Raw genomic sequence first — 26,373 nt, 5'->3', positions numbered from 1 at the left:
AAGTTTCATGCCAGCTCAGGCCTTGTCGTCAAACAATACGTGACTTGCGCTGGATAGGCTCTGAGCCAGTTTCAATGCCGTTTCCGACGGAATCTGGCGAATCACTTCACCATTGTCGGTATTGATGACCTTGACCACCACGCGATGGGTGGAGTCATCAATGGAAAAATCCAGGCTGCGCTGGGCAGCTTGTACGAATTCGCGAATATCGGTTACCGCTTTTTCCAGGTCCGCACGCTCAGGCTGCTTGCCTATGGCCGGGGTTTCCTGGACTTTGGTGGCGCTTTTGTCGGTCGCCACTTGAGCAGGTGCGCTTTGAGGTGCAACCGGCGGATAAGACTGGTTCAGCTTTACACTCAGGTCCATGTCCAATCTCCTCGAAACCGAAAAACGGAAGGGCACGTAAACGCGCCCTTCCGTTAGTTACCAAGCGCGCTGATTACTGAAGCAGTTTCAGTACAGCGGATGGCAGTTGGTTAGCCTGCGACAGGATCGCAGTGGAAGCCGACTGCAGGGTTTGTTGCTTGGTCAGTTCGGCGGTTTCGGAAGCGAAGTCGACGTCCTGAACGATGGAACGTGCAGCGGTGGAGTTCTTCTGAATGTTCTGCAGGTTGTCTGCAGTGGTAGTCAGACGGTTCTGGGTAGCACCCAGGCCCGAACGAACGCTGTCGATGGTGCCGATAGCCTTGTCGATTACAGCCAGGGCGTTCTGGGCAGAAGAGGCGTCGGTCACGGTGGTGTCAGAGATGTTGGTCTTCTCTGCCACAACGCTGGCTTTACCGAACAGACCAGTTACACCATCAGCAGTACCGGCAGCCAGGGAGTAGCCTTTAGCCGAATCAAGCGATACTTGACCGGTAACGGTAGATGCTACGGTAGTAGACAGATCGGTGAACTTCTCAGCAGGTGGAGTAGCGGCATCGAATGTGTACTCGCCCTTGCCGTTTTTGGCGTTAACCGAAACAGCGTCAGCGCCGGTACCAGCACCAAATACCAGGTTCTCGCCAGAGTCGGACTTGATTTCCAGGGTGTCGTTAACTTCATCGTAGTTGACGCTGATACCCAGTTTAGCGGAGTTGGATTTCAGCTGGTCAGCCAGGCCGGCGTTATTAGTAACACCGATGAAGCTTACTTCTTTGCCATCACCAACGGTGAGCTTGAAGTTGGCAGAAGCAGGAGGTGTAGCACCAGTGGTCTTAGTGGTATCAACCTTCAGTTTGACTTCGGTGCTGGCGCTTGCAGTCAGGCCACCGATCGAACCATTGAGCTGGGCAGCGATGCTTTTTGCAGAAGCGCCTTCAAGGTAGCTTACGGTTTTGGTCTGGCCGTTACCTGTTACAGTAATGTCGCCTGCAGCCAAACCTTTCTCGGTGATAGCAACGTCAGTACTTTTAACCTGCTGCGAACCAATTTTGTTGGCAGCAACGTTTTCCAGGCTCAGGTTGATGGTTTCGTTGGCGTTGGCGCCAACCTGGATAGCTTTGGTACCGTACGAACCGTCCAGCAACTTCTGGCCACCGAAGGTGGTGGTGTTGGAGATACGGGTCAGTTCCGAAGTCAGAGCCTGGTATTCGTCGTTGTTCGACTTACGGTCGTCAGCGCTGAGGGAGCCAGTAGCGGAAGACAGAGCCAGGGTACGCATTTTTTGCAGGATGTCGGTCGAAGCCTGCATCGCGCCTTCAGCGGTCTGAGCGATGGAGATACCGTCGTTCACGTTCTTGACTGCTTGGCCCAGGCCGTTGATTTGGCTGGTCAGGCGGTTGGCGATCTGCAGGCCAGCAGCGTCGTCTTTAGCGCTGTTGATACGCAGGCCGGAAGACAGGCGCTGCATGGAAGTTGCCAGGGCGCCGCCGGCTTTGTTCAGGTTGCCCTGAGTAGTGATCGAAGCAATGTTGGTGTTTACTGTTAAAGCCATGACGAAATCCTCGTTGGATGGATACTGCGGCTTCCGGCCCTGGCAACCGCCGGGTGTGGCCTGAGAACCTACGTAATAGTTATCGTCGTGGTCGCCGGTTGCTTGAGGATTTTTTTTGATTTTTTTAATGGCGCCGTGCCACCCCTTGGATTTCAAGGGTTTGCGGCACCGTAAAGGCTTGTTTTTTTGGGGAGAGAGGCAGAAGGTCGCCGCGCAGTCCAACGCGAGGGCAAGCACGCTCTCCACAATGCAAAACGCCGGTGATCGTTCGATCATCGGCGTTTTGTTTTGCTGGCTATCGAAGCGTCACGGGCGATAGAGAATCGCCGACCCCCAAGACAGCCCCACACCGAAGCCGCTGATGGCCACACGAGTCCAGGCGGTGCCCATCACGTGCTTTTCCAGTAGCAACGGAATGCTCGACGACACGGTGTTGCCGGTCTCGACCATGTCCTTGAGAAACTTGTCCACCGGCGCGTCTTCGAAACGACGGGCCACGGCATCGACAATCGCCGCACTGCCCTGGTGGATGCAAAACGCATCGATATCGTCGGCGTTGAGATCCGACTCATTGAGCAGTTCGTGCAAATGCGCCGGCACCTTGAGCAAGGCGAAGTTGAACACCTGACGACCGTTCATAAAGAACACACCGTTGCTGACCTTCAGGTGCGGCGCGCCGGAACCATCGGTGCCAAACTTGGATTTACCCAGCAACCACGATGCGTCCTCACCCATCCAGGTGGCTGTGGCGGCGTCGCCGAACAGCATAGTGGTGTTGCGGTCTTCCGGATCGACGATCTTTGAATACGGGTCGGCGGTGACCAGCAGACCGTTCTTCAGGCCGGTGGCTTCCATGAAGCCCTTCATCGCGTAGATGCCGTAGACGTAACCGGAACACCCCAGAGAAATATCGAACGCCGCCACATGGGTAGGCAGACCCAGTTTGTCCTGGACGATCGCAGCGGTGTGGGGCAAACCCTCTTCATCGCCGTTCTGGGTGACGACGATCAGCGCGTCGATGGATTCGCGCTTCAAGTCCGGGTTGTTGGCAAACAAAGCGTTGACCGCCTCGACACACAAATCGGAAGTTTCCTGCGCGGCTTCCTTGCGCGGCAGGAACGCCGAACCGATCTTGCCAATGATGAATTCTTCATCCTTGGCGAATTTGGCACCCTGGGCGTAGTTATCGATCCCGTCTGCCGGCACGTAACTGGCGATGCTTTTTATGCCAATCATTGTGGCTTCCCAATACTAAATAGCTGGAGAACACCCTGCGGACAATGCCCGGGGCGCTGACAATAAAGGGGGTAACCCCATAAAAATCTCGCTGAAAGCCGCCTCGCAAGGACCCTGTGACGACTTATCCTTTTCACACGATACAGTGAAGATGCGCTTTATGACTCACAGGTCACCTAATTTTGTGTGCTTTGTGCAAAACCTTCAAACAATTAAGCCTCAGAAACGATAACGGCCCAGCCTGTTTCCAGGATGGGCCGCTTGACACCAGGCTGCTTACATCTTGTTGAACAGGCTCAACTGTGAAACTTTCACGAACGCCAGCTGTGAGGCTTCCAGCATGGTTTGCTGCAAGGTCAGGTTGATCGCCGCCTCGCCCATGTCGATGTTTGCCAGGGCGCTCATGGTGCTGGTGTTGGCCAGACCGACACTGGTGTTTTCGCTCTCCTGCACTTCCAGAGCGTTCTGCCGCGCACCGATGGAGCCTCGCACATTGTCGACTTGGGTAAGCGAGTTGGTAAGGTTGCTGACCGCGGCATTCAGCGCGTCCTGAAGCTTGCCCCGTGCGCCCGGGATACCGTCCGCCGGCTGCTCCAAGGCCTGGCGCAGCTGACTCAGGGTGTCAAGGGCATTCTGGGTTTTCTGGGTCGTATTGCCGACCGAAAACTGATCGCCGACTTGTGGAGTGCCGCTCAGTTCAAAAGTGACCCCCGCCGAGGTGATCGTATTCGGCGTGGTGCTGCTGTCGATCACACCATTGTCGACAATCGGCTTGCTGTTGGCGGTATACGGCTGGGCGTACACCTTGTAAGCCGTCGGGTCGGTGTCGTCGAACTTGATCAATATCCCGCTGTTGCCCGGAAAGGTGCTGGCATAGTCGGCTGAACTGCTGACCTGGGCATTGGTCAATTGCGCCGTCGATGTGTTGCTCGCGGTTCGGGCAACATTGAACGAGTCCGGCTTGGTGGTCAGGTTGAACTCGCGCCCCTTGACCAGCGCATCGGCGTCAGGCCCGGTGGCGGTGTTGGTGAGGTCGACCGTGATATCGAACTTGACCCCGCGCAGGTTGACGCTGGCGCTGCCCTCCTTGGTGGAATCGAACGTCCCGTTACCTGCAATTTCCGAGGTGATGTCGTTGTTGTTTTTATCCGTCACGACGTACTGGGTGCTGCTGGTGAAGGTCAGCTTGTACGGCTGGCCATCGGAAAACTGCTTGGTGTAATCGGTGCCCGAGGTCACGAGGCCGGCCGAGAGGGCGACCTTGTTGTCATCGACCAGCGGCGGAGAAATCGCAGGCGGCACAGGCGCAACTGTCGGCGCGATATAGGTCGACTGGGTACGGCTGGTGTTGACCGCACCTTCCAGGATGCTCTTGGCCGTATCGCCGGCACTGACGTTCAGTGTTTCGGACACCTGCAGGCTCAGGGCATTTTCGTCACCCTGGTAGCTGTAAGTGCCATCGCTGTTGCGCGAATACGGTGGCGTCTGGGTCTTGGAACCGGAGAACAAATAGTTGCCTGCCGCATCCTTGCTGTTGAGCAGCCCCATTAATTGCTCCTCAAGAGCGCCGACCTCGACCGCGATGGACTTGCGGTCGGCATCACTGGTCACACCACCGGCGCGCAACGCCAACTGACTGCCGGCCTGCACCGCCGCACTGATCGATTGCAGGATGCTTTCTTCGTTGGTCAGCGAGCTTTTCAGGCTGGTGATGTTGCCACTGTACTGGGACAGCATGTCTTTCTGCTGTTGCAGCATCAGCAAACGCTGAGCGGCCACAGGATCATCGGCGGCGGTCTGCACACGCACACCGGAACTGGCCTGCTGCTGGGCCTGTACCACGCTGGAATAGTTGCTCTGATACTTGCTGGAGCTGGTGTCGAAATATTGCTGTGTAGAAATGCGCATCGGCCCAGACTCCCTTAAAGACTATTGATCAGCGTACTGAAGGTTTCTTGCGCAGCCTTGATGATCTGCGACGACGCAGTGTAGTACTGCTGGAACTTGATCATGTCGCCCGCCTCTTCATCCAGGTTGACCTGGGACACCGAGTTGCGCGCGTTCTTGTTGGCCGTCAACAGCGCGTTGGTGGCCGTGGTGTCGGTCGTGGCCGCTGCGGCCTTGGCGCCGACGGTCGAGACCAGCTTGCTGTTGGCCCCGACCAGGCTGGTGCCGCCCGTGCCGTCTGAAGCCACGCCCACGGTTGCCTTGGTCTGCAGGCTCAGCAGTTGCTGGGCGTTACGGTTGTCGGACACGCCGGTGGCATTGAACGAAAACGAGGTGCTGTCGCCATCGGATGGCGAACCCGCCACCGTGGTGTCGAAACTGAAGCTCTTGGCCGGAACCACCAGCGCACCGCTGGCATCGCGCATCGGCACATTGATGGTGATCTTGTTGTCCTGCCCCGGGATGATGCTGCCGGAACCGAGCGACTCACCCTTGGCATTATTGAGGGTGTAGGTCTGGGTACCATCGGCCGCTGGCGCGCCAAACACCATTTTCACCGGCAAGGAGTTCTGAATCCCGGCACGCAGTTGGGCGGTGTCGGCGCCGCCCTGGATATCGATGGGCACCGTCAAGGTTGGCGGCGTGAACGTACCGGTCCCCTGATTGGTCTTGCCGGCTTCGCCCTGCAATGGCGCGGCGAAGGCGACCTTGCTCGGGTCGGCGAGCACGGTGCCGATCTCTTTGGCGCCGTTGGCGGTCGGGCTGACCTTGAAGCTGTCCCCTGCCTGCATCGGGCCGCCAGTGAGGGCCAGGGTGAAACCGTCGATCACCGACGGCGGCGTGGCCGTGATGTCGAAGGCGCCCATGGCCTTGCCGTCGGAACGCAGCACGGTCACTTTGCTCGGGTCGGTGGCGTCGCTGAAGGTCACCTTGTAATCGAAGCTGGTCAGTTGGCTGCTGTCCTCGATCGTCACCCCCAAGCTGCCGGAGCCCTGGTTGCCTTGCGCGGCCAGGCTGCGCAGCGCGACGGAAGCTGCACTGTTGATGTCCTTGAACATCGAGGCACCGAACTCGCCGTTCAGGTCGATACCCTGACCCAGCTGGCTGTTGATCGTGTCGGCGGTGACAATGGCAATGCGCCCCAAATCGTTGATCGCCGGCATCAATACATCGCTGCGATAACGCAACAGCCCACCGATGCTGCCACCGCTGACCACATTGCCGATGTCCACCGCGGTGTTGCCGGGCATGTTGATCTGGATGGTGTACTGGCTGGTGTCGGCCTTGCTCGGCACAGCGGAAATAGTGTTGGACTGATCCCCCAGCACCAGGGATTGACCAGTACCGGTGCTGACGCTGAACACGCCGTTTTTCTCGACGGCGGTCACACCGATCAACTCGTTGAGCGAGCGCACGGCTTCGGCACGCGAGTCCAGCAGGTTGGCCGGGGTGGTGTTGGTGGAACCCTGCACCTGGGCAATCTGCTTGTTGAGGGACGCAATCGACGAGGTCAGTTGGTTGACCTGATCACTCATGGAGGTCAACTGGCTGTTGATGGTTTCTTTCTGCTGGCTCAACTGCGTGGAGATCGCATTGAACCGGTTACTCAACGTCTGGGCGCTGGTGAGCAGGATCTGGCGAGCCGACGTGTCGCTCGGCGTGGCCGACGCGGTCTGCACGGCGGCGAAAAACGAACTGAGTACAGCCGACATGCCGGTGGTCTTATCCGACAGAGTCTTGTCGACGGCGCTGACCTGGTCCAGATACGCCGCCGCATCGCTGTTGAGCGAGGTGCTGTTCTGGTAAGCCGTGTCCAGGTACTCGTTGTACACCCGGCGCACGTCGGCCAGGGTCGTGCCGCTGCCGATGAACACGCCGCCGTACTGGTTCGACGCGTTCGCGCTCTGAGTGGTCTGCTGACGCGAGTAGCCTGCGGTATTGGCGTTGGCGATGTTGTTACTTAAGACCGACAACGATCCTTGAGCGGCGTTTAGCCCCGACATCCCGATATTGAGCAAACTCATGGTTCAGACCTTATAAATGAGTGGTCGCGCCCGCGACAGCGTAGTTCTGGTAACTGTTCATCGTTTTTGCGATCTGCGAAATCTTGCTGGCGTAATCCGGATCGGTGGCATACCCGGCTTTTTGCAACTCGCGCACAAACTGTTCCGGGTTGTCGGCTGACTTCACAACTTCTTTATAGCGATCATTGCTTTGCAACAACGTCACCAGGTCATGGAAGCTGTCCTGGTAGGAATCGTAGGAACGGAACTGCGCCGTTTCCTTGACCATCGCGCCATCGCGAAACTCGCTGGTGATCGCGCGGGCCTGGCCGCCCTGCCAGCTCTGGCCGGCCTTGATACCGAACAGGTTGTGGCTGCTGCTGCCGTCGTCGGCGCGCATCACCGACTTGCCCCAACCGGTTTCCAGGGCGGCCTGGGCCACCAGGTACTTCGGATCGACACCAATACGCGCCGCGGCAGCCTTGGCCATCGGCAACATGGTGGCGACAAATTCGTCCTGGGAACTGAAGGCTTTCTTCGCCGGGGCCAACGGCGGCTGGGCCACGGCGCGGCCGTAGACCTGCATGCGGCCGCTGGGCACGGCAAAACTGCGTGCACTGCTGTTGATCACGTTGTCATCGGCGACGCTGTTACGCAGTGGCGCGCGATTGGCATCGATCGCGACCGGCGCGCTCGGCACGATGCCGGCGAGCAGTCGATCGGTCAGTTTGCTCGGCAAGGCGAGACGGCGCTGGTTCATCAGAGCCACGTCGTTGGTGTGAGCGCTGGCGCCTTCGGGGACTGCCACGCGGTAGGCCCACAGCGGGCGCTGGCCATTGGAGCGGCCCAGCGGCCCGGTCGCCTGGGTGCCGGCGGCGATTTCCGTCGGTACGTCGACTTTCTTCACCGGCTCAGCCGCCGCCGGGCCCTGCAAGGTGGCCGCCTGGGCGTCCACCGGCTTGTTCTTCTGCATCTGACGCATCAGCACGTCGGCCAGGCCGATACCACCGCCTTCGCGGGACATCGAGACAGCCAACTGCTGGTCGTACATTTCCTGGTACTGCTTGGCGGCCGGAGTGTTCAGCGGATTGCCCTTACCCAGGGCGTCGGTGGCCGAGCGCATCGACTTGAGCATCTCGCTGAGGAACAGCGACTCGAACTCCTGCGCCACTTTGCGCATGTTGCCGTCGCTGTTCTTGTCGGCGCCGACCTTGAGCTGGTTAAGCCGGTTCAGGTCGGAATAAGACCCCGAGTCCGCCGTGCTGCTGATCCCGCTGTTGCGCATATCCATGGCCATGGCCTCAGATCACAATCAGGTCGGCTTGCAAGGCGCCGGCCTGTTTCAAAGCTTCGAGGATCGCCATCAAGTCGCCGGGCGCCGCGCCCACCTGGTTCACCGCGCGGACAATCTCGTCCAGGGTGGTGCCGGGGCCGAACTTGAACATTGGCTTGGCTTCTTGCTGGGCGTTCACCCGCGAGCGCGGTACCACGGCGGTCTGGCCATTGGACAATGGCCCAGGCTGGCTGACGATCGGGTCTTCGGTAATGGTCACGGTCAGGCTGCCGTGGGTCACCGCGGCCGGCGACACTTTGACGTTCTGGCCGATCACGATAGTGCCGGTGCGCGAGTTGATAATGACTTTGGCCACTGCCTGGCCGGGGTCGACCTCGAGGTTTTCCAGGATCGACAGGTAATCCACGCGCTGGCTTGGGTCCAGCGGCGCGGTGACCCGGACCGAGCCACCGTCGATAGCCTGGGCGACGCCAGGGCCGAGCATGTCGTTGATCTTGTCGACCACACGCTTGGCGGTGGTGAAGTCGGAACGGTTGAGGTTCAGGGTCAGGCTGTTGCCCTGGTTGAAGCCGCTGGGCACGGTGCGTTCAACCGTGGCGCCGCCAGGGATGCGTCCGGCCGATGGCACGTTCACCGTAATCTTCGAACCGTCGCGGCCTTCAGCGTCAAACCCGCCCACCACCAGGTTGCCCTGGGCGATGGCGTAGACGTTGCCGTCAATACCTTTGAGCGGCGTCATCAACAGGGTACCGCCGCGCAGGCTTTTCGAGTTACCGATGGACGACACGGTAATGTCCACCACCTGACCCGGCTTGGAGAACGCCGGCAAGTCGGCACTGATGGACACGGCCGCGACGTTTTTCAGCTGCACGGTGCCCGAGCCCGACGGCACCTTGATGCCGAACTGCGAGAGCATGTTGTTGAAGGTCTGCAGGGTGAACGGGGTCTGGGTGGTCTGGTCACCCGTACCGTTAAGCCCGACCACCAGGCCGTAGCCGATCAACTGGTTAGAACGCACGCCGGAAATGCTGGCGATGTCTTTCAGGCGTTCAGCCTGGGCGACTGCGCTCAGGGACAGCAACAGTGCCGCCGCCATCAGCTGTTTGAATTTCAAAGTGGCCACCTAGAAAGGGAACAGCGGGCTAAGGAAGAAACGGTCGAACCAGCCCGGCTGACTCGCATCAGCAAACGAACCCGTACCCGAGTAGGTAATGCGCGCATCGGCAATACGCGTCGAAGGCACCGTGTTGTCGGTGGCAATGTCATCGGCACGGACCATGCCGGCGATGCGTACCAGCTCGTCACCACTGTTGAGGGTCATCCACTTCTCACCGCGCACGGCGATGATGCCGTTGGGTAATACATCGGCCACCGTCACGGTGATCGAACCGGTCAGGCTGTTGTTCTGCCCAGCGGAGCTCTTGCCGTTGGTGGCGCGGTCACCGCTGTAGCCTGCGCTCAAACTCAAGTCGCCACTGCCCAAGGGGTTGTTGGTGTTCGGCACGGCACCAAACAACGAGGTCAGGCCAATGCCGGTCTTGCTGGTCTTGTCCACCTGGGAGTTGGCGTTCTTGCTGGCCGTGGTCTTCTCGTTGAGGGTGATGGTGATGATGTCACCGACCCGGAACGCCTTGCGGTCGCTGTACAGGTTCTGTTCGAAACCGGCCTGGTAGATCGAGCCATTGTTGGCCGCCGCCGGCAGCGGCGTGCGTGGCAACACCGGCGCGTAGTACGGGTCATTGGGTTTTGGCGTCGGGGCGACACAGCCCGCGAGCACGGCAATCCCACTCAATGCCAGAACGGAAACATAGCGATTCATGACCCTAACCTCACGGTGTTGCAGGCGCCCTCAGGAGCGCCCCATAGACTTGATTACAGATTCTGCGTAACGAACGAAAGCATCTGGTCGGCGGTGGAAATCACCTTGGAGTTCATCTCGTAGGCGCGCTGAGTGGTGATCATGTTGACCATTTCTTCCACGGTGCTGACGTTGGAGGTTTCCAGGGTGCTTTGCAGGGTGGTGCCAAACCCGTTGAGACCCGGGGTGCCGACTTGCGGCGCGCCGCTGGCGGCGGTTTCCAGGAACAGGTTGTTGCCGGTGGCTTGCAGGCCTGCCGGATTGATGAAGTCGGCGGTCTGCAGGTTACCGATCACTTGGGAGGCCGGGTTGCCGGCAATGGTGATGGATACGGTACCGTCGGCGCCGACCGTAAAGGTCTGGGCATCGTTGGGCACGACAATCGCCGGCTCCAGGGCAAAGCCGTTGGCCGTCACGACCTGGCCGTTGGAGTCCAGGTGGAAAGTACCGTCACGGGTGTAGGAAGTAGTGCCATCCGGTTGCAGGATCTGGAAGAAGCCACGGCCGTTGATCGCCATGTCCAGCGGCTGTCCGGTCTGTTGCAGGTTGCCGGCGGTGAAGTTCTTCTGGGTACCGACGATGGACACACCGGTACCCACTTGCAGGCCCGACGGCAACTCGCTGTCCTGGGTCGACTGGGCACCCGGCTGACGCTTGATCTGATAGAGCAGGTCCTGGAACTCGGCGCGATCACGTTTGAAGCCCGTGGTCGAAACGTTCGCCAGGTTGTTGGAAATAACGGTCAGGTTGGTGTCCTGGGCGGACAGACCGGTTTTGGCAACCCATAGAGCCGGAAGCATGCTGTTCTCCTTCGTGCGCCTGTTTGTTGGCGCCGCGTTACGAAATTGGTAATCAGTGGTGCTGCAATCAGCTCATCTGCATGACGCGGGTCATGGCCTGGTCGTCTTCTTTGGCGCTGTTCATCATTTTCACGTGCAGCTCGAACTGCTTGGACAGGGCCAGCACGGCGGTCATTTCTTCGACGGCGTTGACGTTGCTCGACTGCAGGAAGCCCGAGTTCACCTTGACGCTGGCATCGGCCACTGCCGGCTGGCCGTCCTTGGTGTGGATCGCGCCGTCCAGGCCCTTGGTCATGTTGGCCAGGTCCGGCTTGACCAGCTTGATACGGTCCACTACAGCCATCACCCGCGGGCCTTCACCCATGGCGCGGATACTGATGGTGCCGTCTTCGCCGACCTCGACCTTCTGCTCGGGCGGCACCGAAATCGGCCCGCCATTGCCCATGATCGGCATGCCGTTGCCGGCCCGCAGCACGCCGAGTGCATCGATATTCATGCTGGCGGTGCGCACGTAGGCTTCGCCGCCATCTGGGGTTTGCACCGCGATCCAGCCATCACCACCGACGGCAACGTCCAGGTCACGACCGGTCTCGACCATCGAGCCAGGGGAAAAATCAGTGCCTGGGCGCTCGGTCAGGGCAAAGGCCCGCGCCGGAAAGCTGTCACCAAACACCGGCATCGAGCGGGCCTGTTCCAGGTCACGCTGAAAACCGTTGGTGGAAATGTTCGCCAGGTTGTTGGCATGGGCCTTTTGCGCCAGCGCATTCTGGCTGGCGCCGGTCATTGCCACATAAAGGTACTTGTCCACGCTCATTCCTCTTACTGACGGACGCTTGCCGCCCACCGATGTACTGAGGAGTCTTTAGCAATTTGCGCACCAACTTTTTAAAAGTGGGGGAAAGCCAGGTGGGGCAAGGGGTTGCGTAGGATTGAAGGTGGATGAGGGGATGGCAGGGAGTCGGAAAAACGGCGGAGTTCTGCCGCTTGCGGCAAGCACCGGTCTTGGCCTTGACACAGGTCCATTGTGGGAGCGGGCTTGCTTGCTCCCACATTTTTACCGTGTTGGGCCAGGGGCTTATTTGTCGGCCTTGAGCACTTCGTAATCACGCAACTTATTGGCGATAGTGGTGTGGGACACCCCCAGGCGCTTGCCCAGCAGCCGACTGCTGGGGTGCTCGGCATACAAACTCTCCAGCACCGCCTTTTCAAACCGCCCGACAATCTCTTCCAAGCCGCCCTCCAGGGAAAAATCACCCAGCGGCTGGCGCACGCCGTAATCCGGCAAGCGAATATGCTCAGCCTTGACCGTGCCACCCTCACACAGCGACACCGCCTGGAACAGCACGTTTTCCAACTGCCGCACATTGCCCGGCCAATGGTAGTGACTGAGCCGTTCCATGGCCGCCGGTGCCAGCTTGGGCAACGGGCAACCAATCAAGCGGCTGGCCTGGTCGATAAAGTGCTCGACCAGCGGCGGCAAACCGTCGAGGCACTCGCGCAGCGGCGGGATATGCAACGACAACACATTGAGCCGGTGATACAGGTCCTGACGAAACTCCCCGCGGGCACACAGTTCCGACAAGTCCACCTGGGTCGCGCAGATCACCCGCACATCCAAGTAGACCTCTTCATCGCTGCCTACGCGACGAAAGCAACCGTCCTGCAGAAAGCGCAGCAACTTGACCTGCAACCGCGCGCTCATTTCGCCCACGCCATCGAGAAACAACGTACCGCCCGCCGTCAGCTCCAACAGCCCCAGCTTGCCCTCCGCCCGTGCCCCTTCAAACGCGCCTGGACCATAGCCAAACAGCTCGGTCTCGGCCATCGACTCCGGCAGCCCCGCGCAGTTGAGCGCCATCAGCGGCGACTGCCCGCGCGGGCTGGCCAGGTGACAGGCGCGCGCCAGCAGCTCCTTGCCGGTGCCGGTCTCGCCTTCTATTAATAGGGGCGCATCGAGGGGCGCCATACGCCGCGCTTCACGCACCACAGCAGCCATGACTCTGGAGCTTTGGAAAATGCTGTCAAAGCCCCGCAGCTCCTGCTTGCGCACATTGTAGATCCGCTCACCGACGCGGTCGGCACGGTGCAGGGTCAGCACGGCGCCGGCCATGGCTTCGCTGTCGTCATGCTCGGAAGATTGCAACGGGGCGATGTCGGCCAGGAACACATCGCCCTTGACCTTGACCCGCAAGCCATTGATCCGCGACTTGCTCGCGCGCACCAGCTCCGGCAGGTCGAAATCCTCGGCGTAGCGCGACAAGGGAATGCCTGGCACTTCGTCCACCCGCACCCCGAGCAACTGCGCCGCCGCGCGGTTGGCCGCGACAATCGAGCCGCCCATGTCGATGGACAGCACCGGGAACTCCAACGCCCCGAGCAAGGCGTTGAGTTCCATATGCCGACGCTCGCTGGGCATCAGCCCTACCCGCTTGACGCCAAACACTCCGGCAATCGCCTCGAACTGCGGGCGCAAGGCCTGGAACTGCATGTTCACCAGGTTCGGGCAATACAGGTAAATGGCATTGCCGTGCTCACCGCCAACCTCGCCCTTGGCCACGTTGACGCCGTATTCCACCAACAGGTTGAGGATGTCCCGCAGGATGCCGATGCGGTTCTGGCAATGCACTTTAATACGCATGTAAAGGCCCGGTTTGTTGTAGGAGGGCTGATCGGGCTGCGTCTTTTTGTCGCCGGACGCAGATAGTCGTCAAGATTATGTGACAGCCAACCGCCTTTTCAAACCCGAAAATCCCAATGCCAGGTGCGCAACGGCCAAATCGTAACGAATACTTTACGAAAAATACCGATTTTTCCTACATCCATCCCTTAGAACCAGGTGGAATCCACGGCCAGGCGGAGTATCAATAAGCCCATAGCAGGACATAACAAGAACGAATGCCTAGCAGGAGAGCCGTATGAAGCAGACGCAATACGTGGCCCGCGAGCCCGATGCGCAAGGTTTTATCCACTACCCGCCCGAAGAACATGCGGTGTGGAACACCCTGATCACTCGCCAGCTGAAAGTGATCGAGGGTCGCGCCTGCCAGGAATACCTGGACGGCATCGACAAACTCGGCCTGCCCCATGACCGCATTCCGCAACTGGCGCAAATCAACAAAGTGCTGGCCGAAACCACCGGCTGGCAAGTGGCGCGGGTGCCGGCACTGATCCCCTTCCAGACCTTCTTTGAATTGCTTGCCAGCAAGCAGTTTCCGGTGGCGACCTTTATTCGCACCCGTGAAGAGCTGGACTACCTGCAAGAACCGGATATTTTCCACGAGATTTTCGGCCACTGCCCACTGCTGACCAACCCCTGGTTCGCCGAATTCACCCACACCTACGGCAAGCTCGGCCTCGCGGCCACCAAGGAGCAACGGGTGTACCTGGCGCGCCTGTACTGGATGACCATCGAGTTCGGCCTGGTGGACACGCCTGAAGGTCGGCGCATCTACGGTGGCGGCATCCTGTCGTCGCCCAAGGAGACGGTGTACTGCCTCTCGGATGAGCCCAAGCACCAGGCCTTCGACCCGCTGGAAGCCATGCGCACGCCGTATCGCATCGACATCCTGCAGCCGCTGTATTTCGTCCTGCCCAGCCTCAAGCGCCTGTTTGAAGTGGCCCAGGAAGACATCATGGGCATGGTCGAGCGCGGTATGCAGTTGGGTCTGCACGCGCCGCTGTTCCCGCCCAAGCCCAAGGCGGCTTGAACTGATGCTTTAAAGGCCAGGTGAGCCTGTTCCCTGGCCGCGTGTTGCTTTAGGGTGACGCGACTGGCAACCGAATTCCACATACTCGATTTCAGGAACACCTTTATGACCACCTTGAACCAAGCCCATTGCGAAGCCTGCCGCGCCGACGCCCCGCAAGTCAGCGACGAAGAACTGCCGGTACTGATCAAGCAGATCCCTGACTGGAACATCGAAGTGCGCGACGGCGTGATGCAGCTGGAAAAAGTCTTCCTGTTCAAGAACTTCAAATTCGCCCTGGCCTTCACCAACGCCATGGGCGAGATCTCCGAAGCCGAAGGCCATCACCCAGGCCTGCTGACCGAATGGGGCAAAGTCACCGTGACCTGGTGGAGCCACTCCATCAAGGGCCTGCACCGCAACGACTTCATCATGGCCGCCCGCACCGACGAAGTGGCCAAGGATGCCGAGGGCCGCAAGTGATGCATTTCGCCGCGATTGGCCGGGTGCCTGGTGATCCGATCCTGGGGCTGATGGAGTCCTATGCCAAGGACACCAACCCGCAAAAATTCGACCTCGGCGTGGGCGTCTACAAAGATGCCCAGGGCCTGACCCCGATCCTGCAGGCGGTAAAACGTGCCGAGCAGCGCCTGGTCGAGCAGCAAACCACCAAGACCTACATCGGCGGGCATGGCGACCCGGCTTTCGGTCGCCTGGTCAGTGAACTGGTGCTCGGCGCCGGCTCGGCGCTGCTCAAGGCACAACGCGCCGGCGCCACGCAAACCCCGGGGGGCACCGGTGCCCTGCGCCTTGGCGCCGACTTTATCGCCCACAGCCTGCCCGGCCGTGGCGTGTGGTTGAGCAACCCGACGTGGCCGATCCACGAAACCATCTTCGCCAAGGCCGGGCTCAAGGTCAGCCATTACCCCTACGTGGGCAGTGACAACCGCCTGGACGTGCCAGCCATGCTCGCCACCCTGGCCACCGTGCCCGATGGCGACGTGGTGGTGCTGCACGCCTGCTGCCATAACCCCACCGGTTTCGACCTGTCCCAGGACGACTGGCGCCAGGTGCTGCAGATTGTGCGCGAGCGCCAACTGCTGCCGCTGATCGACTTTGCCTACCAGGGTTTTGGCGATGGCCTGGAGCAGGACGCATGGGCGGTGCGTTTGTTTGCCGAGGAGCTGCCTGAGGTGCTGATCACCAGTTCCTGCTCGAAGAATTTCGGCTTGTACAGCGACCGTGTCGGCGCGCTGATCGTATGCGCCAACGATGCGCAGAAGTTGCTGGATGTACGCAGCCAACTGGCGTTTATCGCACGCAACCTGTGGTCGACACCACCGGATCACGGGGCCGCCGTGGTCGCGACCATTCTCGGGGATACCGCGCTCAAACAACTCTGGAGTGCAGAAGTCGAAGGCATGCGCTCGCGCATCGCGCAACTGCGTTCGGGCCTGGTCGAAGCACTGGTGCCCCATGGGCTGTCCGAACGGTTTGCCCATGTGGGCGTGCAGCGCGGGATGTTTTCCTATACCGGCCTGAGCGCCGAACAGGTCAAACAACTGCGGGAAAAACACAGCGTGTACATGGTCAGTTCCGGCCGGGCCAACGTGGCCGGGATTGATGAGACGCGCCTGGGGCTGCTGGCCGAGGCCATTGCAGACGTTTGTAAGCCCTAAGGCAAAACACCATCCAACATGTGGGAGCGGGCTTGCTCGCGAATGCGGCGGATCAGTGCTGGATATGCTGACTGATACACCGCATTCGCGAGCAAGCCCGCTCCCACATTTTTGACCGAGGCGATCTTCAGCCTGCAACCATCTCGGCCTTGACCTGCGCCTCTTTGGCCTGGGCGTCGGCCAGCCGATACAGCTCGATATGCCCATCCCAGTGCTCGATCAACGCCGTGCACGACTCCACCCAATCCCCGCAATTGAGGTAATCCACCTCGCCCACCTTGCGAATCTCGGCGTGATGGATATGCCCGCACACCACGCCATGCAACTCGCGCTTGGTCACTTCATGGGCGATGGCTTCCTCGAAATCGCTGATAAAGCTCACCGCCGTCTTCACCTTGTGCTTGAGGTACGCCGACAGCGACCAGTAGCCATACCCGTAGCGCGCCCGCCAGTGGTTCAGCCAACGGTTGAGGGTCAGGGTGAATTCGTAGGCCCAATCCCCCAGAAACGCCAGCCAGCGGTGATAGCGGGTGATCACGTCGAACTGGTCGCCATGAATCACCAGCAAATGCCGGCCATCGGCGGTCACATGCACCGCTTCGTCCACCAACTGGATATTGCCCAGGATCAGCTTTGAGTAGCGGCGCAGGAACTCGTCGTGGTTGCCGGTGACGTAGATCACCTCGGTGCCGCGCTTGCTCATGGTCAGCAGGCGACGGATCACGTTGGTGTGGGCCTGGGGCCAATACATGCCGCCGCGCATTTTCCAGCCGTCGATGATATCGCCCACCAGGTAGACCTTGTCGGCGTGGTAGCCCTTGAGGAACTGCGACAGATGTTCGGCCTGGCAGTCCCGGGTGCCCAGGTGCACGTCGGAGATCCACAGGGTACGGACACGTTGCTTGCGGCTGGGTTTGGCGAGCTCGGCGCTGGTCATGGCATACCTCAAGGGTGTTTTCGCCAGCTTGCTCCCGGGCAATTAACAGCCCATGACACTCTTGCGTCAGTCAGATGACAGCGCCCACCGCCCGTCGGGCGGTGTAAACTGCCGGCCTGCCCGGGAGATTGCGATGAGACCGACCCTCACGCTGCGCCATTACACCCACGACCTGATCGCCCATAGCCATGACCACGCGCAACTGGTGTTTGGCCTGGCCGGCCGCCTGGATTTCGAGGTGGAAGGCATCGGCGGCGAAGTTTGCCCGCAAGGGGTGATGGTCCTGCCTTTCTCCACCCATCACAGCTGTGGCAGCCCCCGGGGCAGCCAGTGCCTGGTGCTGGATGTGCCCGACGAACAGTGGGTGATGCACTCGCTGGGCGAGCACGCAGAGTCCAGTCGCCGCCTGCTGGACCAGCCGGCACGGGTGAACCTGGATGCCCGCCAGGGCCAATTGGTCAACTGGCTGGCGAGCAGCGCACTGGATGACCCGCTGATCGCCCAGCAAGGTGCGGTGCTGTTATTGGCGACCCTCAATGGCCAGTCGCCAGCGCACGCGGGCCCGCGGCGCCTGCCTTATGGTGCATTCAATGCACATATCGACCAGCATGCGGCCTACCCGCTGCAAGTCGCTGATCTGGCGCGGCTGGCAGATATGTCCGTCGCCCGCCTGCACGCACGCTTTGTCACCGAATGCGGGCTGACACCCATGGACTACATCCGCAACCGGCGCCTGCACATGGCCCGCGGGTTATTGCGCGACAGCCTCCTGCCCATTGGCGAGATTGCCGCGCGGGTCGGCTATGGTTCACAAAGTGCGTTTGCTGCAGCGATGCTGCGCGAGTTCGGCCGCTCGCCCGGGGCCCTGCGCCGGCTCGACAATGGGCGCTAGTCTTGCGCTAAAACCGGCGATTCGCGCGACAGACACCCCCGCGCACTGCGCTCTAGACTGGATGCCTGCCTGCTGACTGCTTTAAGGACTGTCATGACTCCCCGCACTGCCCTCGGCGCCCTGCACATCGGTGCATTGATGTTTGGCCTTACCGGCGTCTTCGGCAAGCTTGCCGTTGCATCGCCGAGCATTATCGTGTTTGGGCGTGCCGCTTTCGCGGTACTCGCCCTGGTGCTGTTTGCCCGTTTTGCCAGCAACACACCTTGGCAAAAACTGTACCGCGCCGACCTGCGCCGCCTGCTGCTCAGCGGCTTGCTGCTGGCCGGGCACTGGGTGAGCTTCTTTATTGCGGTGAAAGTGGCAGGCGTGGCGATTGCGACGCTGGGATTTGCCACGTTCCCGGCGTTCACGGTGATCCTCGAAGGCCTGATCTTCCGCGAGCGGATTCGCGCCAATGAAATGGTGCTGGTGGTACTCGTCAGCGTCGGCCTGGTGCTGGTCACCCCGGACTTCGACCTCGCCAGCCAGGCCACCAGCGGCCTGATCTGGGCCGTGCTCTCGGGCCTGTTGTTCTCGCTGCTCTCGTTGAACAACCGGGCCAGCGCCAGCATTCCCCCGGTGCAGGCAGCCCTGTGCCAGAACGTGGTGGTCGCCCTGTGCCTGCTGCCCGTCGCAGCTGAAGGCCTCGGCGAAGTGCGCGCCCTCGACTGGCTATGGATCGGCCTGCTGGGGGTGTTCTGTACCGGCCTGGCCCACAGTCTGTTTGTCGCCAGCCTCAAGGTGCTCAAGGCGCGGACCGCCGCGGTGGTGTTCGCCATGGAGCCGGTCTACGGCATCACCGTGGCCTGGCTGCTATTCAGCGAAACCCCGACCCTGCGTATGCTGCTGGGCGGCTCGCTGATCATTGCCGCCATCGTCGTCTCCGGCCTGATGAGCCGCCCCGCCAAGGCCCGACAGCCGGCGGCTGCGGCCTGATCTATACTTTTTTGTATCCGCAACAGTCAGCAGTCGTTCAACGGATACAGACTCCTCGACGACAGCCGTGATCCTTGAAGTTGCTGCATGCGAGTGGTCGCTCCCCTAACGCAATGCAGGAGTTTCACCATGGACATGTTCATCACCCTGATCATTCAGATCATCAGTGGCGCGGTCGGCGGCAACATCGCCGGCCTGAGCAAGCAAGGCCTGGGCTCCGGGCTCAATACGGTACTCGGCGGCGTCGGCGGCCTGGTGCTGGGGCAGATCATCACAGCCATCAGCGGCATGCCCGCCGGCGGGGCGCTGGACGTTGCCGCCGTCGGCAGCAATATTGTCGGCGGTGGCGTGGGCGGCCTGGTTTTGACGCTCGTCGTCGGCTGGATCAAAAACAAGATGGCGGCCAAGTAAACCGCCCGTCACTGCCGGCTCCGCGCCGGCAGTGCCTTTTACTGCACCCGATCGTTGTGCCCCAGGTCGCGCTGTGGATCGATCTGGTCGCGCACCCGCTGCTTGAGCACCTTGGCCTCCGGGAAACCGCCATCGACCTTGCGCTCCCAGATCTGCACACCCTCGCAGGTGATGCGAAACACCCCGCCTGTCGCCGGCTCCAGGGCCACTTTGCCAAGGTCGTCGGCAAACGTGCTCAGCAACTCCTGGGCCAGCCACGCCGCGCGCAGCAACCACTGGCACTGGGTGCAATAGGTGATAACAATCTCGGGCTTGGACGCAGACATAAAATGAAGAACTCCTGAGATGACGAGACCGGTGGATCGGATGGCTATAATACCGGCCTTTGCCGCCCAGCCCCGAGATTGATGATGCGCCGCCTGCTGTCCTGCCTGTTGCTGTGCCTGCTCCCTGTCCTTGCCCAAGCCGTTGAAGCGCCACGCCCGAAGATCGGCCTGGTGCTCTCCGGCGGTGCCGCCCGTGGCCTGGCGCACATTGGCGTGCTCAAGGCCCTGGAAGAGCAAGGCATTCACATCGACGCCATTGCCGGTACCAGCATGGGCGCGGTGATTGGCGGGCTGTACGCCTCGGGCTACAAGATCGACGAGTTGGAAAAGCTGGCACTGAGCATCGACTGGCAGTTGGCGCTGTCCGACGCCCCGCCCAGGGAAGACGTACCGTTCCGGCGCAAGCAGGATGACCGGGACTTCCTGATCAAGCAGAAACTGAGCTTTCGCGATGACGGCAGCCTCGGCCTGCCCCTGGGCGTGATCCAGGGCCAGAATCTGGCACTGCTGCTGGAGAGCATGTTTGCCCACAGCAGCAACACCCGCGACTTCGACAAGCTGCCGATTCCATTCCGCGCCGTGGCCACCGATATCACCAGCGGCGAGAAAGTAGTGTTTCGCAAGGGCCACCTGCCCCTGGTGATTCGCGCCAGCATGTCGATCCCGGCGGTATTCGCCCCGGTGGAACTGGACGGCCGGCTGCTGGTGGATGGCGGCATGACCGATAACATCCCGCTGGATGTGGCGCGTGAGATGGGGGTCGATATGGCCATCGTGGTGGATATCGGCACACCGTTGCGCGGCCGCAAGCAACTGGCGACGGTGGTGGATGTACTCAACCAGTCCATCACCTTGATGACCCGCCGAAACTCGGAGGAGCAACTCAAGGCCCTGCATCCCGGCGACGTGCTGATCCAGCCACCGCTGGCCGCCTATGGCGTGACGGATTTTGGCCGTGCCAAAGACATGATCTACGCAGGCTACCGCGCCACCCGTGCACTGGATGCCCGTATGGCACTCCTGCGCCCGACAGGCTCAGTAGACGCCGAATTGACTGCCGCCCGCACACCGGGCCAGCGCAATCCGACGATCACCGCCATCAAGGTCGAGAACGACTCGAAAGTCGGCGACGACGTGATCCGCTACTACATCCGCCAACCCATCGGCGAACCGCTGAACCTGGCACGCCTGCAATCCGACATGGGCACCCTGTACGGCCTGGATTACTTCGAGCAGGTGCAATACCGCGTGGTGAAAAAAGGCCCGGACAACACCCTGGTCATCAGCGCGCGCGGCAAACGCAGCGGCACCGACTACCTGCGCCTGGGGCTCAACCTGTCCGACGACATGCGCGGCGACAGTGCCTTCAACCTCGGCGCCAGCTACCGCGTCAACGGCATCAACCACCTCGGCGCCGAATGGCTCACAAGGGTGCAGATCGGAGATCGCCAGGAACTGTACAGCGAGTTCTACCAGCCGATGGATACCGGCTCACGTTATTTCGTCGCGCCCTACATCAGGGCGCAGGCGCAGAACGTCGAACTGATCATGGATAACGACCCCATCTCCGAATACCGCCTGGAGCGCTATGGTTTTGGCCTGAACGTCGGCCGGCAGATTGGCAACAGTGGCGAAATCCGCTTCGGCGTCGGCGAAGCCTGGGGCAAGGCCGATGTGCGCATTGGCGATCGCGACTTGCCAAGCGTGAGCTTCAGCGAGGGCTTCTACGAATTGAAGTACTCGTTCGACTCCCTGGACAACGTGTACTTCCCTCACACCGGTGAAGATATCGGCCTGGCCTACCGGGAATTCGAACCCGGCCTGGGCTCCGACCAGCGCTACCGCCAATGGGAGTTCAAGCTGGACAAGGCCATGAGCCACGGCCCGGACACCCTGGTGCTGGGTGGGCGCTACGGACGTACCCTGGATGATTCCGACGTGGTGATTTCCAGCTTCCTGCTGGGCGGTGCGCGGCAGCTGTCAGGGTTCCGCCAGGATGCGATTTCCGGGCAGAACATCAGCCTGATGCGCGCGGTGTACTACCGCCGCCTGACCCCACGCTCGTACTTGCCGCTGGACTTCCCACTGTACCTGGGTGCCTCCCTGGAACGGGGGCGAGCATGGAACAACGACAATGAGTTCGACAGTGGCTACATCAACGCCGCGAGCATCTTCCTCGGGTTTGATACGCCGCTGGGGCCGTTGAACTTCAGCTATGGGTTTAATGATGACAATCAGAAGGCGGTGTACCTGAACCTCGGCCAGACCTTCTAAGAACAACACTTGGCCGAAGTGGAGCAGGCTTGTGTGGGAGCGGGCTTGCCCGCGAAGACGGTGTATCAGTCAAGTATTTATCAATTGACCCTCCGCCATCGCGGGCAAGCCCGCTCCCACATGTTGATCAGCGGCGCAACCGGGTCAGGTCTTTTCCAGATTAGCCAGAATATGCCCATGCACGCGCATGCACACCCGCATATCTTCTTCATCGACCCCCACAAACAGCTCCTGGCGCAAGGCTGTGGCAATGGTCTCGATCTGCTCGATCAATGGCCTGGCGGTATCGCACAGCAGGATGCGTTTGGCACGACGGTCTTCCACCACAGCCTGGCGTTGCACCAGGCCCTGGCTTTCCAGGCTATCGAGCAAGCGCGCCAATGTGGGCCCTTCTACCCCGACACTCTGGGCCAGTTCGCGTTGGGTGGGTGCTTCTTCAAAACGGGCCAGATGCAGCAGCACCAGCCAGCGCGCCTGGGACAACCCCAGCCCCGCCAGGCGGCGATCCAGTTCGGCGCGCCAGCCACGGGACATTTGCGCCAACTGCATGCCAAAGCGGTGTTGATCGGTTAACGGCATAAAAAACTCATGGGTTAGACTGAAAATTAAGTGTGGCTAATTATTAGTCAGCTAAGCATGACCCATGACAGTAGGCAAGGCTTGCAATGTACTGATTCGTTACATTGTCGTAATTGACACATCAAATCTCGAATTCCGACTGCAAAGCGGCCCGTACACAGTACAAAACCCCCTCTGGCACCCGGCCGGTAAACAACGGGGCTATGTCGCTAACCGGTGGCAACTCGCCTTCGCCGTCGAGAAATGCATCCTGGATTTCACCGAGCAAGTCCTCCGGCAAATCAAGGGCCTGCTCCAGGGACAATTGCTGCTTGCCAATGGACTCGGCCAGCAACGTGTAGACGTTCTTTTCTGAACACTGCAATTGCCCCGCGATCTGGATCGGCGTCATGCCTGCGCGGGCCAGGCTGATGAGCTCGTGACGGATATCGGCGACTTCCTTCGGTGCCTCGGCCTGGCCGCCAAGGACTTCCAGGAACGCCTGGCCATAACGCTCCAGCTTGCGCGCGCCGACGCCTCCAACCCTGGCCATTTCCGCCAGAGTGGTGGGCTGCTCACGCAGCATTTCCAGCAAGGTGGAGTCGGGGAATATGACGTAGGGCGGCACGCTGTGCTCTTGTGCCAACTTGCGACGCAAGGCACGCAGGGCTTCCCACTGTTCGCGCTCTTCGCCACGCACCAGTTGGCTGGCCTGGCTGGTGCTGCTGGACTTGGCAGTGGTCTGCGGCTTGAGGTCGCGGCGCAGTTCCAGGCTGACCTCACCCTTGAGCAGCGGCCGGCAACTGTCATTCAGGCGTAAGCCGCCATAGCCTTCCAGGTCGATATCCACTAGGCCGCGGGCGACCATCTGGCGGAACAGCGAACGCCATTCGCCTTCAGCCCGCGCCTTGCCCACGCCATACACCGAGAGGTGCTGATGACCAAAGCTGCGGACTTTTTCGTTGTCCTTGCCCAGCAATACATCCACCAGATGACCGACGCCATAACGCTGGCCAGTCCGGAAGATCGCCGACAGCCCCTGGCGTGCTGGCTCAGTGGCATCCCAGGTCTGCACGCCATCCACGCAGTTGTCGCAATGCCCACAGGGCTGGGGCATGTCTTCGTCGAAATAAGCGAGCAAGGTCTGGCGGCGGCAGCGGGTTTCTTCACACAGCGACAGCATGGCATCGAGCTTGTGCTGCTCCAGGCGCTTGTGACGCTCATCGCCCTCGGAGTTCTGCAGCATCTGCTTGAGCATCACCACATCCTGCAGGCCATAGACCATCCAGGCATCCGCCGGCAGGCCATCGCGGCCGGCACGTCCGGTTTCCTGGTAGTACGCCTCCAGGGACTTGGGCAGGTCCATATGGGCCACGAAGCGCACGTTGGACTTGTCGATGCCCATGCCAAACGCAATGGTCGCCACCATGATCAGGCCTTCCTCGTTGAGGAAGCGCTTCTGGTGATAAGCCCGCAACTCGTTGGGCAGGCCGGCGTGGTAAGGCAGTGCGGGGTAACCCTGCTCGCACAGGAACGCCGCCACTTCATCGACCTTCTTGCGTGACAGGCAGTAGACAATCCCGGCATCGCTGCGCCGCTCGGAGAGGAATGCGAGCAACTGCTTGCGCGGCTGTTCCTTGGGCACGATGCGATAAAAGATATTGGGGCGGTCGAAACTGGAAAGAAAACGCTCGGCGTTCTGCAGGTGCAGGCGCTCGACGATTTCTTCGCGGGTGCGCTTGTCGGCCGTGGCCGTCAGGGCAATGCGCGGCACATTGGGGAACAGCTCGGCCAGTTGCCCCAATTGCAGGTATTCACGCCGAAAATCGTGGCCCCACTGGGAGACGCAGTGGGCCTCGTCGATGGCAAACAGGGAGATATCCAGGCTTTGCAGGAACGCCAGCATCCGCGGCTGGACCAAACGCTCGGGCGCCAGGTAGAGCATCTTCACTTCGCCACGGCGGATCCGCGCCGCCAGGTCGCGTTGCTGTTCGGCGCTCAGGGTGGAGTTCAAGGCGGCGGCGGCAACGCCCAACTCTTCCAGGGTAGCCACTTGATCGTCCATCAGCGCGATCAGCGGCGAGACCACCACCGCCAGCCCTTCACGCAGCAGTGCCGGCACCTGGAAGCACAATGACTTGCCGCCGCCGGTAGGCATCAGGACCAGCGCATCACCGCCGCTGGCCACGCGCTCAATGATCGCACCCTGGCGGCCACGAAAGCTGTCGTAGCCGAAGATGTCCTTGAGGACGCGTTGAGCCTGTTCAAGCATGAAAAACTCCAAATTCCACCGAAATCCCTCTGTACAGGCTGGCTGAAAAAGCGCGCCTGCCCGGAAAATAATCCGTAAGCGAACTTTTCCCGCAACCGCCTCCGGCCTGTAGGGGCATCACAAAACGCGGCAGTATACCCGAGCACTCCTCGGCAAAGGGTGCCACTGACGAATAGCGGCCCATCTGAAAACCTTGCAAATATGCCGTGCGGCTGGCCTGTGCGCTCAAGAAGGCCTAGAATTCAGCATCGTTTATTCCCAAGGTAGTCTTTCAATGTCCTTCGCTGAGCAACTAAACCGCCTGCAAGCCTTCCTCGATGCCGATGAGCTGCATGACGAGGCGCTGGACTACGTGGCCGCCCACGGCTACCTGACCGCCCTGTCGATCTGCTCTGAACCGGTGCCTGATCGCGAATGGATCGACGCCCTGTTCGCCGAAGAGCCGCACTACAAGGACGAGGCCCAGCGCACCGAAATCGAAGAAACCCTGCTCCAGCTCAAGGCCCACATCTCCCGCCAACTGGCGTCCGATGAAGAGTTCGAGCTGCCTTGCGAGCTCGACCTGGGCGAAGAGCCGGATGACTCCGACCTGCGCGGCTGGTGCATTGGCTTTATGGAAGGGGTGTTCCTGCGTGAAGCGGCCTGGTTTGAAACCGCCGAGGAAGAAGTCAGCGAAATGCTGCTGCCGATCATGGTCGGTTCCGGCCTGTTCGACGACCAGCCTGAGTTCGCCGATATCGCCAGCGACGCCAACCTGATGGACGACATGATCGTACAGATCCCGGAAGCCCTGACCGCCCTGTACCTGCTGTGCAACGCCCCCGACGAAAAACCGGCGATCCTCAAGCCTCGCCATCACTAAGTCCCCCGCCCGTGGCGCCCATGGGCAACCGCTCCCCGATTGTGCGCTACGTTCTATTGGCCATTGGCTGGTTGAGCGTGGTGCTCGGGGTGATCGGGATTTTCCTGCCGGTCTTGCCGACCACCCCTTTCCTGCTCTTGGCTGCCGGCTGCTTTGCCCGTAGCTCCCCGCGTTTCTACCACTGGCTGGTGAATCACCCGCGCCTTGGCCCGTGGATCTGTGATTACCTGGATGGCAACGGTATTCCATTAAAAGGCAAGGTGTATGCCATCGGCCTGATGTGGTTGAGCATCGGCCTGTCCTGCTACCTGGTGCCACTGCCCTGGGCACGTGGCTTCATGTTGACCAGTGCAGTGCTGGTGACAATCTACCTCTTGCGCCAGAAAACCCTGCCTCCGCGCTCGTAGGAACCGCCCCTACACGACCTTCGTCGACACTGACTAACCCC

General features: G+C 60.7%; 24 protein-coding genes. 9 read left to right on the top strand and 15 right to left on the bottom strand.

From position 1 onward, the window contains the following. Nucleotides 1–15: 15 nt before the first annotated feature. The 11 genes from BLL38_RS13575 to BLL38_RS13525 all read right to left on the bottom strand — a co-directional run bounded on the left by BLL38_RS13575 (nucleotide 16) and on the right by BLL38_RS13525 (nucleotide 13,691). Nucleotides 16–366 (bottom strand): flagellar protein FlaG, encoded by a 351-nt coding sequence (locus tag BLL38_RS13575; protein WP_076963042.1) that lies wholly within the window; start codon nucleotides 364–366, stop codon nucleotides 16–18. Between the two features lie 73 nt (nucleotides 367–439). After that, complete coding sequence (locus BLL38_RS13570; RefSeq protein WP_076963041.1) at nucleotides 440–1,915, bottom strand: flagellin N-terminal helical domain-containing protein; 1,476 nt, start codon at nucleotides 1,913–1,915, stop codon at nucleotides 440–442. Nucleotides 1,916–2,221: 306 nt separating this feature from the next. Beyond that, complete coding sequence (locus BLL38_RS13565) at nucleotides 2,222–3,151, bottom strand: ketoacyl-ACP synthase III (protein WP_076963040.1); 930 nt, start codon at nucleotides 3,149–3,151, stop codon at nucleotides 2,222–2,224. Nucleotides 3,152–3,427: 276 nt separating this feature from the next. Next, on the bottom strand, nucleotides 3,428–5,059 hold the full coding sequence (locus tag BLL38_RS13560; protein ID WP_076963039.1) for a flagellar hook-associated protein 3: 1,632 nt from the start codon (nucleotides 5,057–5,059) through the stop codon (nucleotides 3,428–3,430). Between the two features lie 14 nt (nucleotides 5,060–5,073). Next, nucleotides 5,074–7,122, bottom strand: a complete 2,049-nt coding sequence (gene flgK / locus BLL38_RS13555) for a flagellar hook-associated protein FlgK (RefSeq protein WP_076963038.1) — start codon at nucleotides 7,120–7,122, stop codon at nucleotides 5,074–5,076. Between the two features lie 10 nt (nucleotides 7,123–7,132). Beyond that, entirely contained in the window at nucleotides 7,133–8,398 is a 1,266-nt protein-coding gene (gene flgJ, locus BLL38_RS13550; RefSeq protein WP_076963037.1) for a flagellar assembly peptidoglycan hydrolase FlgJ, read from the bottom strand. Nucleotides 8,399–8,402: 4 nt separating this feature from the next. Continuing rightward, nucleotides 8,403–9,491 (bottom strand): flagellar basal body P-ring protein FlgI, encoded by a 1,089-nt coding sequence (locus BLL38_RS13545; RefSeq protein WP_162231513.1) that lies wholly within the window; start codon nucleotides 9,489–9,491, stop codon nucleotides 8,403–8,405. A gap of 27 nt (nucleotides 9,492–9,518) precedes the next feature. Continuing rightward, entirely contained in the window at nucleotides 9,519–10,214 is a 696-nt protein-coding gene (flgH, locus tag BLL38_RS13540) for a flagellar basal body L-ring protein FlgH (RefSeq protein WP_076963036.1), read from the bottom strand. Nucleotides 10,215–10,267: 53 nt separating this feature from the next. Continuing rightward, nucleotides 10,268–11,053 (bottom strand): flagellar basal-body rod protein FlgG, encoded by a 786-nt coding sequence (gene flgG / locus BLL38_RS13535; protein WP_032858999.1) that lies wholly within the window; start codon nucleotides 11,051–11,053, stop codon nucleotides 10,268–10,270. A gap of 67 nt (nucleotides 11,054–11,120) precedes the next feature. Continuing rightward, nucleotides 11,121–11,861 carry a flagellar basal body rod protein FlgF gene (locus BLL38_RS13530; protein ID WP_038448191.1) on the bottom strand — a complete coding sequence of 247 codons (741 nt, stop codon included), beginning with the start codon at nucleotides 11,859–11,861 and terminating at the stop codon, nucleotides 11,121–11,123. Between the two features lie 267 nt (nucleotides 11,862–12,128). Next, a complete protein-coding gene (locus BLL38_RS13525; protein WP_038446941.1) occupies nucleotides 12,129–13,691 on the bottom strand; it encodes a sigma-54-dependent phenylalanine hydroxylase transcriptional regulator PhhR in 1,563 nt (520 codons plus the stop codon). Between the two features lie 277 nt (nucleotides 13,692–13,968). On the opposite strand from BLL38_RS13525, the gene phhA reads away from it, so the two are divergent. From phhA to BLL38_RS13510, 3 genes are all read left to right on the top strand, one after another. Then, nucleotides 13,969–14,760: a phenylalanine 4-monooxygenase gene (gene phhA, locus BLL38_RS13520; protein ID WP_038446939.1), complete on the top strand. Its 792-nt coding sequence runs from the start codon at nucleotides 13,969–13,971 to the stop codon at nucleotides 14,758–14,760. Between the two features lie 105 nt (nucleotides 14,761–14,865). After that, complete coding sequence (locus tag BLL38_RS13515; RefSeq protein WP_017134918.1) at nucleotides 14,866–15,222, top strand: 4a-hydroxytetrahydrobiopterin dehydratase; 357 nt, start codon at nucleotides 14,866–14,868, stop codon at nucleotides 15,220–15,222. Further along, nucleotides 15,219–16,418 (top strand): amino acid aminotransferase, encoded by a 1,200-nt coding sequence (locus tag BLL38_RS13510; RefSeq protein ID WP_162473192.1) that lies wholly within the window; start codon nucleotides 15,219–15,221, stop codon nucleotides 16,416–16,418. The genes BLL38_RS13515 and BLL38_RS13510 overlap by 4 nt, the downstream gene beginning before the upstream one ends. Before the next feature lie 127 nt (nucleotides 16,419–16,545). On the opposite strand, the gene BLL38_RS13505 is transcribed toward BLL38_RS13510, so the two are convergent. Beyond that, complete coding sequence (locus BLL38_RS13505; RefSeq protein ID WP_038446934.1) at nucleotides 16,546–17,355, bottom strand: UDP-2,3-diacylglucosamine diphosphatase; 810 nt, start codon at nucleotides 17,353–17,355, stop codon at nucleotides 16,546–16,548. A gap of 133 nt (nucleotides 17,356–17,488) precedes the next feature. Between BLL38_RS13505 and BLL38_RS13500 the strand changes: the two genes are divergently transcribed. From BLL38_RS13500 to BLL38_RS13490, 3 genes are all read left to right on the top strand, one after another. Beyond that, the gene (locus BLL38_RS13500) at nucleotides 17,489–18,247 is read left to right on the top strand and encodes a helix-turn-helix transcriptional regulator (protein ID WP_038446932.1); all 759 of its coding nucleotides are present in this window, start codon (nucleotides 17,489–17,491) and stop codon (nucleotides 18,245–18,247) included. Nucleotides 18,248–18,340: 93 nt separating this feature from the next. Further along, nucleotides 18,341–19,222, top strand: coding sequence for a DMT family transporter (locus BLL38_RS13495; RefSeq protein WP_038446929.1), 882 nt, complete (start codon nucleotides 18,341–18,343; stop codon nucleotides 19,220–19,222). Between the two features lie 129 nt (nucleotides 19,223–19,351). Then, nucleotides 19,352–19,633 carry a hypothetical protein gene (locus BLL38_RS13490; protein ID WP_038446927.1) on the top strand — a complete coding sequence of 94 codons (282 nt, stop codon included), beginning with the start codon at nucleotides 19,352–19,354 and terminating at the stop codon, nucleotides 19,631–19,633. 38 nt (nucleotides 19,634–19,671) lie between these two features. Here the strand turns inward: BLL38_RS13490 and BLL38_RS13485 are convergent, their stop codons facing one another. Next, nucleotides 19,672–19,959: an Rdx family protein gene (locus tag BLL38_RS13485; RefSeq protein WP_038446925.1), complete on the bottom strand. Its 288-nt coding sequence runs from the start codon at nucleotides 19,957–19,959 to the stop codon at nucleotides 19,672–19,674. Nucleotides 19,960–20,043: 84 nt separating this feature from the next. Here BLL38_RS13485 and BLL38_RS13480 point away from each other — a divergent pair, with 84 nt between their 5' ends. Then, nucleotides 20,044–22,233 carry a patatin-like phospholipase family protein gene (locus BLL38_RS13480; protein WP_038446923.1) on the top strand — a complete coding sequence of 730 codons (2,190 nt, stop codon included), beginning with the start codon at nucleotides 20,044–20,046 and terminating at the stop codon, nucleotides 22,231–22,233. Nucleotides 22,234–22,377: 144 nt separating this feature from the next. Here BLL38_RS13480 and BLL38_RS13475 read toward each other — a convergent pair whose 3' ends face one another. After that, nucleotides 22,378–22,812, bottom strand: coding sequence for a MarR family transcriptional regulator (locus BLL38_RS13475; RefSeq protein ID WP_038446921.1), 435 nt, complete (start codon nucleotides 22,810–22,812; stop codon nucleotides 22,378–22,380). A 121-nt stretch (nucleotides 22,813–22,933) separates the two neighbouring features. After that, a complete protein-coding gene (gene recQ / locus BLL38_RS13470; protein WP_076963035.1) occupies nucleotides 22,934–25,063 on the bottom strand; it encodes a DNA helicase RecQ in 2,130 nt (709 codons plus the stop codon). A gap of 274 nt (nucleotides 25,064–25,337) precedes the next feature. On the opposite strand from recQ, the gene BLL38_RS13465 reads away from it, so the two are divergent. Continuing rightward, nucleotides 25,338–25,925, top strand: a complete 588-nt coding sequence (locus BLL38_RS13465) for a UPF0149 family protein (RefSeq protein ID WP_076963034.1) — start codon at nucleotides 25,338–25,340, stop codon at nucleotides 25,923–25,925. A 20-nt stretch (nucleotides 25,926–25,945) separates the two neighbouring features. Next, entirely contained in the window at nucleotides 25,946–26,332 is a 387-nt protein-coding gene (locus BLL38_RS13460; protein ID WP_076963033.1) for a YbaN family protein, read from the top strand. Nucleotides 26,333–26,373 lie beyond the last annotated feature (41 nt).

This window comes from Pseudomonas gessardii, from assembly GCF_001983165.1.
Taxonomy (GTDB): domain Bacteria; phylum Pseudomonadota; class Gammaproteobacteria; order Pseudomonadales; family Pseudomonadaceae; genus Aquipseudomonas; species Aquipseudomonas gessardii.
Note: the sequence above shows the minus strand (reverse complement) of the source record. Positions and strands in the feature narration are given on the sequence as shown.

What these genes read in the sequence shown, in the direction of transcription:
- BLL38_RS13575 (WP_076963042.1), bottom strand. Translation starts at nt 366, where the DNA reads ATGGACCTGAGTGTAAAGCTGAACCAGTCTTATCCGCCGGTTGCACCT.
- BLL38_RS13570 (WP_076963041.1), bottom strand. Translation starts at nt 1,915, where the DNA reads ATGGCTTTAACAGTAAACACCAACATTGCTTCGATCACTACTCAGGGC.
- BLL38_RS13565 (WP_076963040.1), bottom strand. Translation starts at nt 3,151, where the DNA reads ATGATTGGCATAAAAAGCATCGCCAGTTACGTGCCGGCAGACGGGATC.
- BLL38_RS13560 (WP_076963039.1), bottom strand. Translation starts at nt 5,059, where the DNA reads ATGCGCATTTCTACACAGCAATATTTCGACACCAGCTCCAGCAAGTAT.
- flgK (WP_076963038.1), bottom strand. Translation starts at nt 7,122, where the DNA reads ATGAGTTTGCTCAATATCGGGATGTCGGGGCTAAACGCCGCTCAAGGA.
- flgJ (WP_076963037.1), bottom strand. Translation starts at nt 8,398, where the DNA reads ATGGCCATGGATATGCGCAACAGCGGGATCAGCAGCACGGCGGACTCG.
- BLL38_RS13545 (WP_162231513.1), bottom strand. Translation starts at nt 9,491, where the DNA reads ATGGCGGCGGCACTGTTGCTGTCCCTGAGCGCAGTCGCCCAGGCTGAA.
- flgH (WP_076963036.1), bottom strand. Translation starts at nt 10,214, where the DNA reads ATGAATCGCTATGTTTCCGTTCTGGCATTGAGTGGGATTGCCGTGCTC.
- flgG (WP_032858999.1), bottom strand. Translation starts at nt 11,053, where the DNA reads ATGCTTCCGGCTCTATGGGTTGCCAAAACCGGTCTGTCCGCCCAGGAC.
- BLL38_RS13525 (WP_038446941.1), bottom strand. Translation starts at nt 13,691, where the DNA reads ATGCGTATTAAAGTGCATTGCCAGAACCGCATCGGCATCCTGCGGGAC.
- phhA (WP_038446939.1), top strand. Translation starts at nt 13,969, where the DNA reads ATGAAGCAGACGCAATACGTGGCCCGCGAGCCCGATGCGCAAGGTTTT.
- BLL38_RS13515 (WP_017134918.1), top strand. Translation starts at nt 14,866, where the DNA reads ATGACCACCTTGAACCAAGCCCATTGCGAAGCCTGCCGCGCCGACGCC.
- BLL38_RS13505 (WP_038446934.1), bottom strand. Translation starts at nt 17,355, where the DNA reads ATGACCAGCGCCGAGCTCGCCAAACCCAGCCGCAAGCAACGTGTCCGT.
- BLL38_RS13500 (WP_038446932.1), top strand. Translation starts at nt 17,489, where the DNA reads ATGAGACCGACCCTCACGCTGCGCCATTACACCCACGACCTGATCGCC.
- BLL38_RS13495 (WP_038446929.1), top strand. Translation starts at nt 18,341, where the DNA reads ATGACTCCCCGCACTGCCCTCGGCGCCCTGCACATCGGTGCATTGATG.
- BLL38_RS13490 (WP_038446927.1), top strand. Translation starts at nt 19,352, where the DNA reads ATGGACATGTTCATCACCCTGATCATTCAGATCATCAGTGGCGCGGTC.
- BLL38_RS13485 (WP_038446925.1), bottom strand. Translation starts at nt 19,959, where the DNA reads ATGTCTGCGTCCAAGCCCGAGATTGTTATCACCTATTGCACCCAGTGC.
- BLL38_RS13480 (WP_038446923.1), top strand. Translation starts at nt 20,044, where the DNA reads ATGCGCCGCCTGCTGTCCTGCCTGTTGCTGTGCCTGCTCCCTGTCCTT.
- BLL38_RS13475 (WP_038446921.1), bottom strand. Translation starts at nt 22,812, where the DNA reads ATGCCGTTAACCGATCAACACCGCTTTGGCATGCAGTTGGCGCAAATG.
- recQ (WP_076963035.1), bottom strand. Translation starts at nt 25,063, where the DNA reads ATGCTTGAACAGGCTCAACGCGTCCTCAAGGACATCTTCGGCTACGAC.
- BLL38_RS13465 (WP_076963034.1), top strand. Translation starts at nt 25,338, where the DNA reads ATGTCCTTCGCTGAGCAACTAAACCGCCTGCAAGCCTTCCTCGATGCC.
- BLL38_RS13460 (WP_076963033.1), top strand. Translation starts at nt 25,946, where the DNA reads ATGGGCAACCGCTCCCCGATTGTGCGCTACGTTCTATTGGCCATTGGC.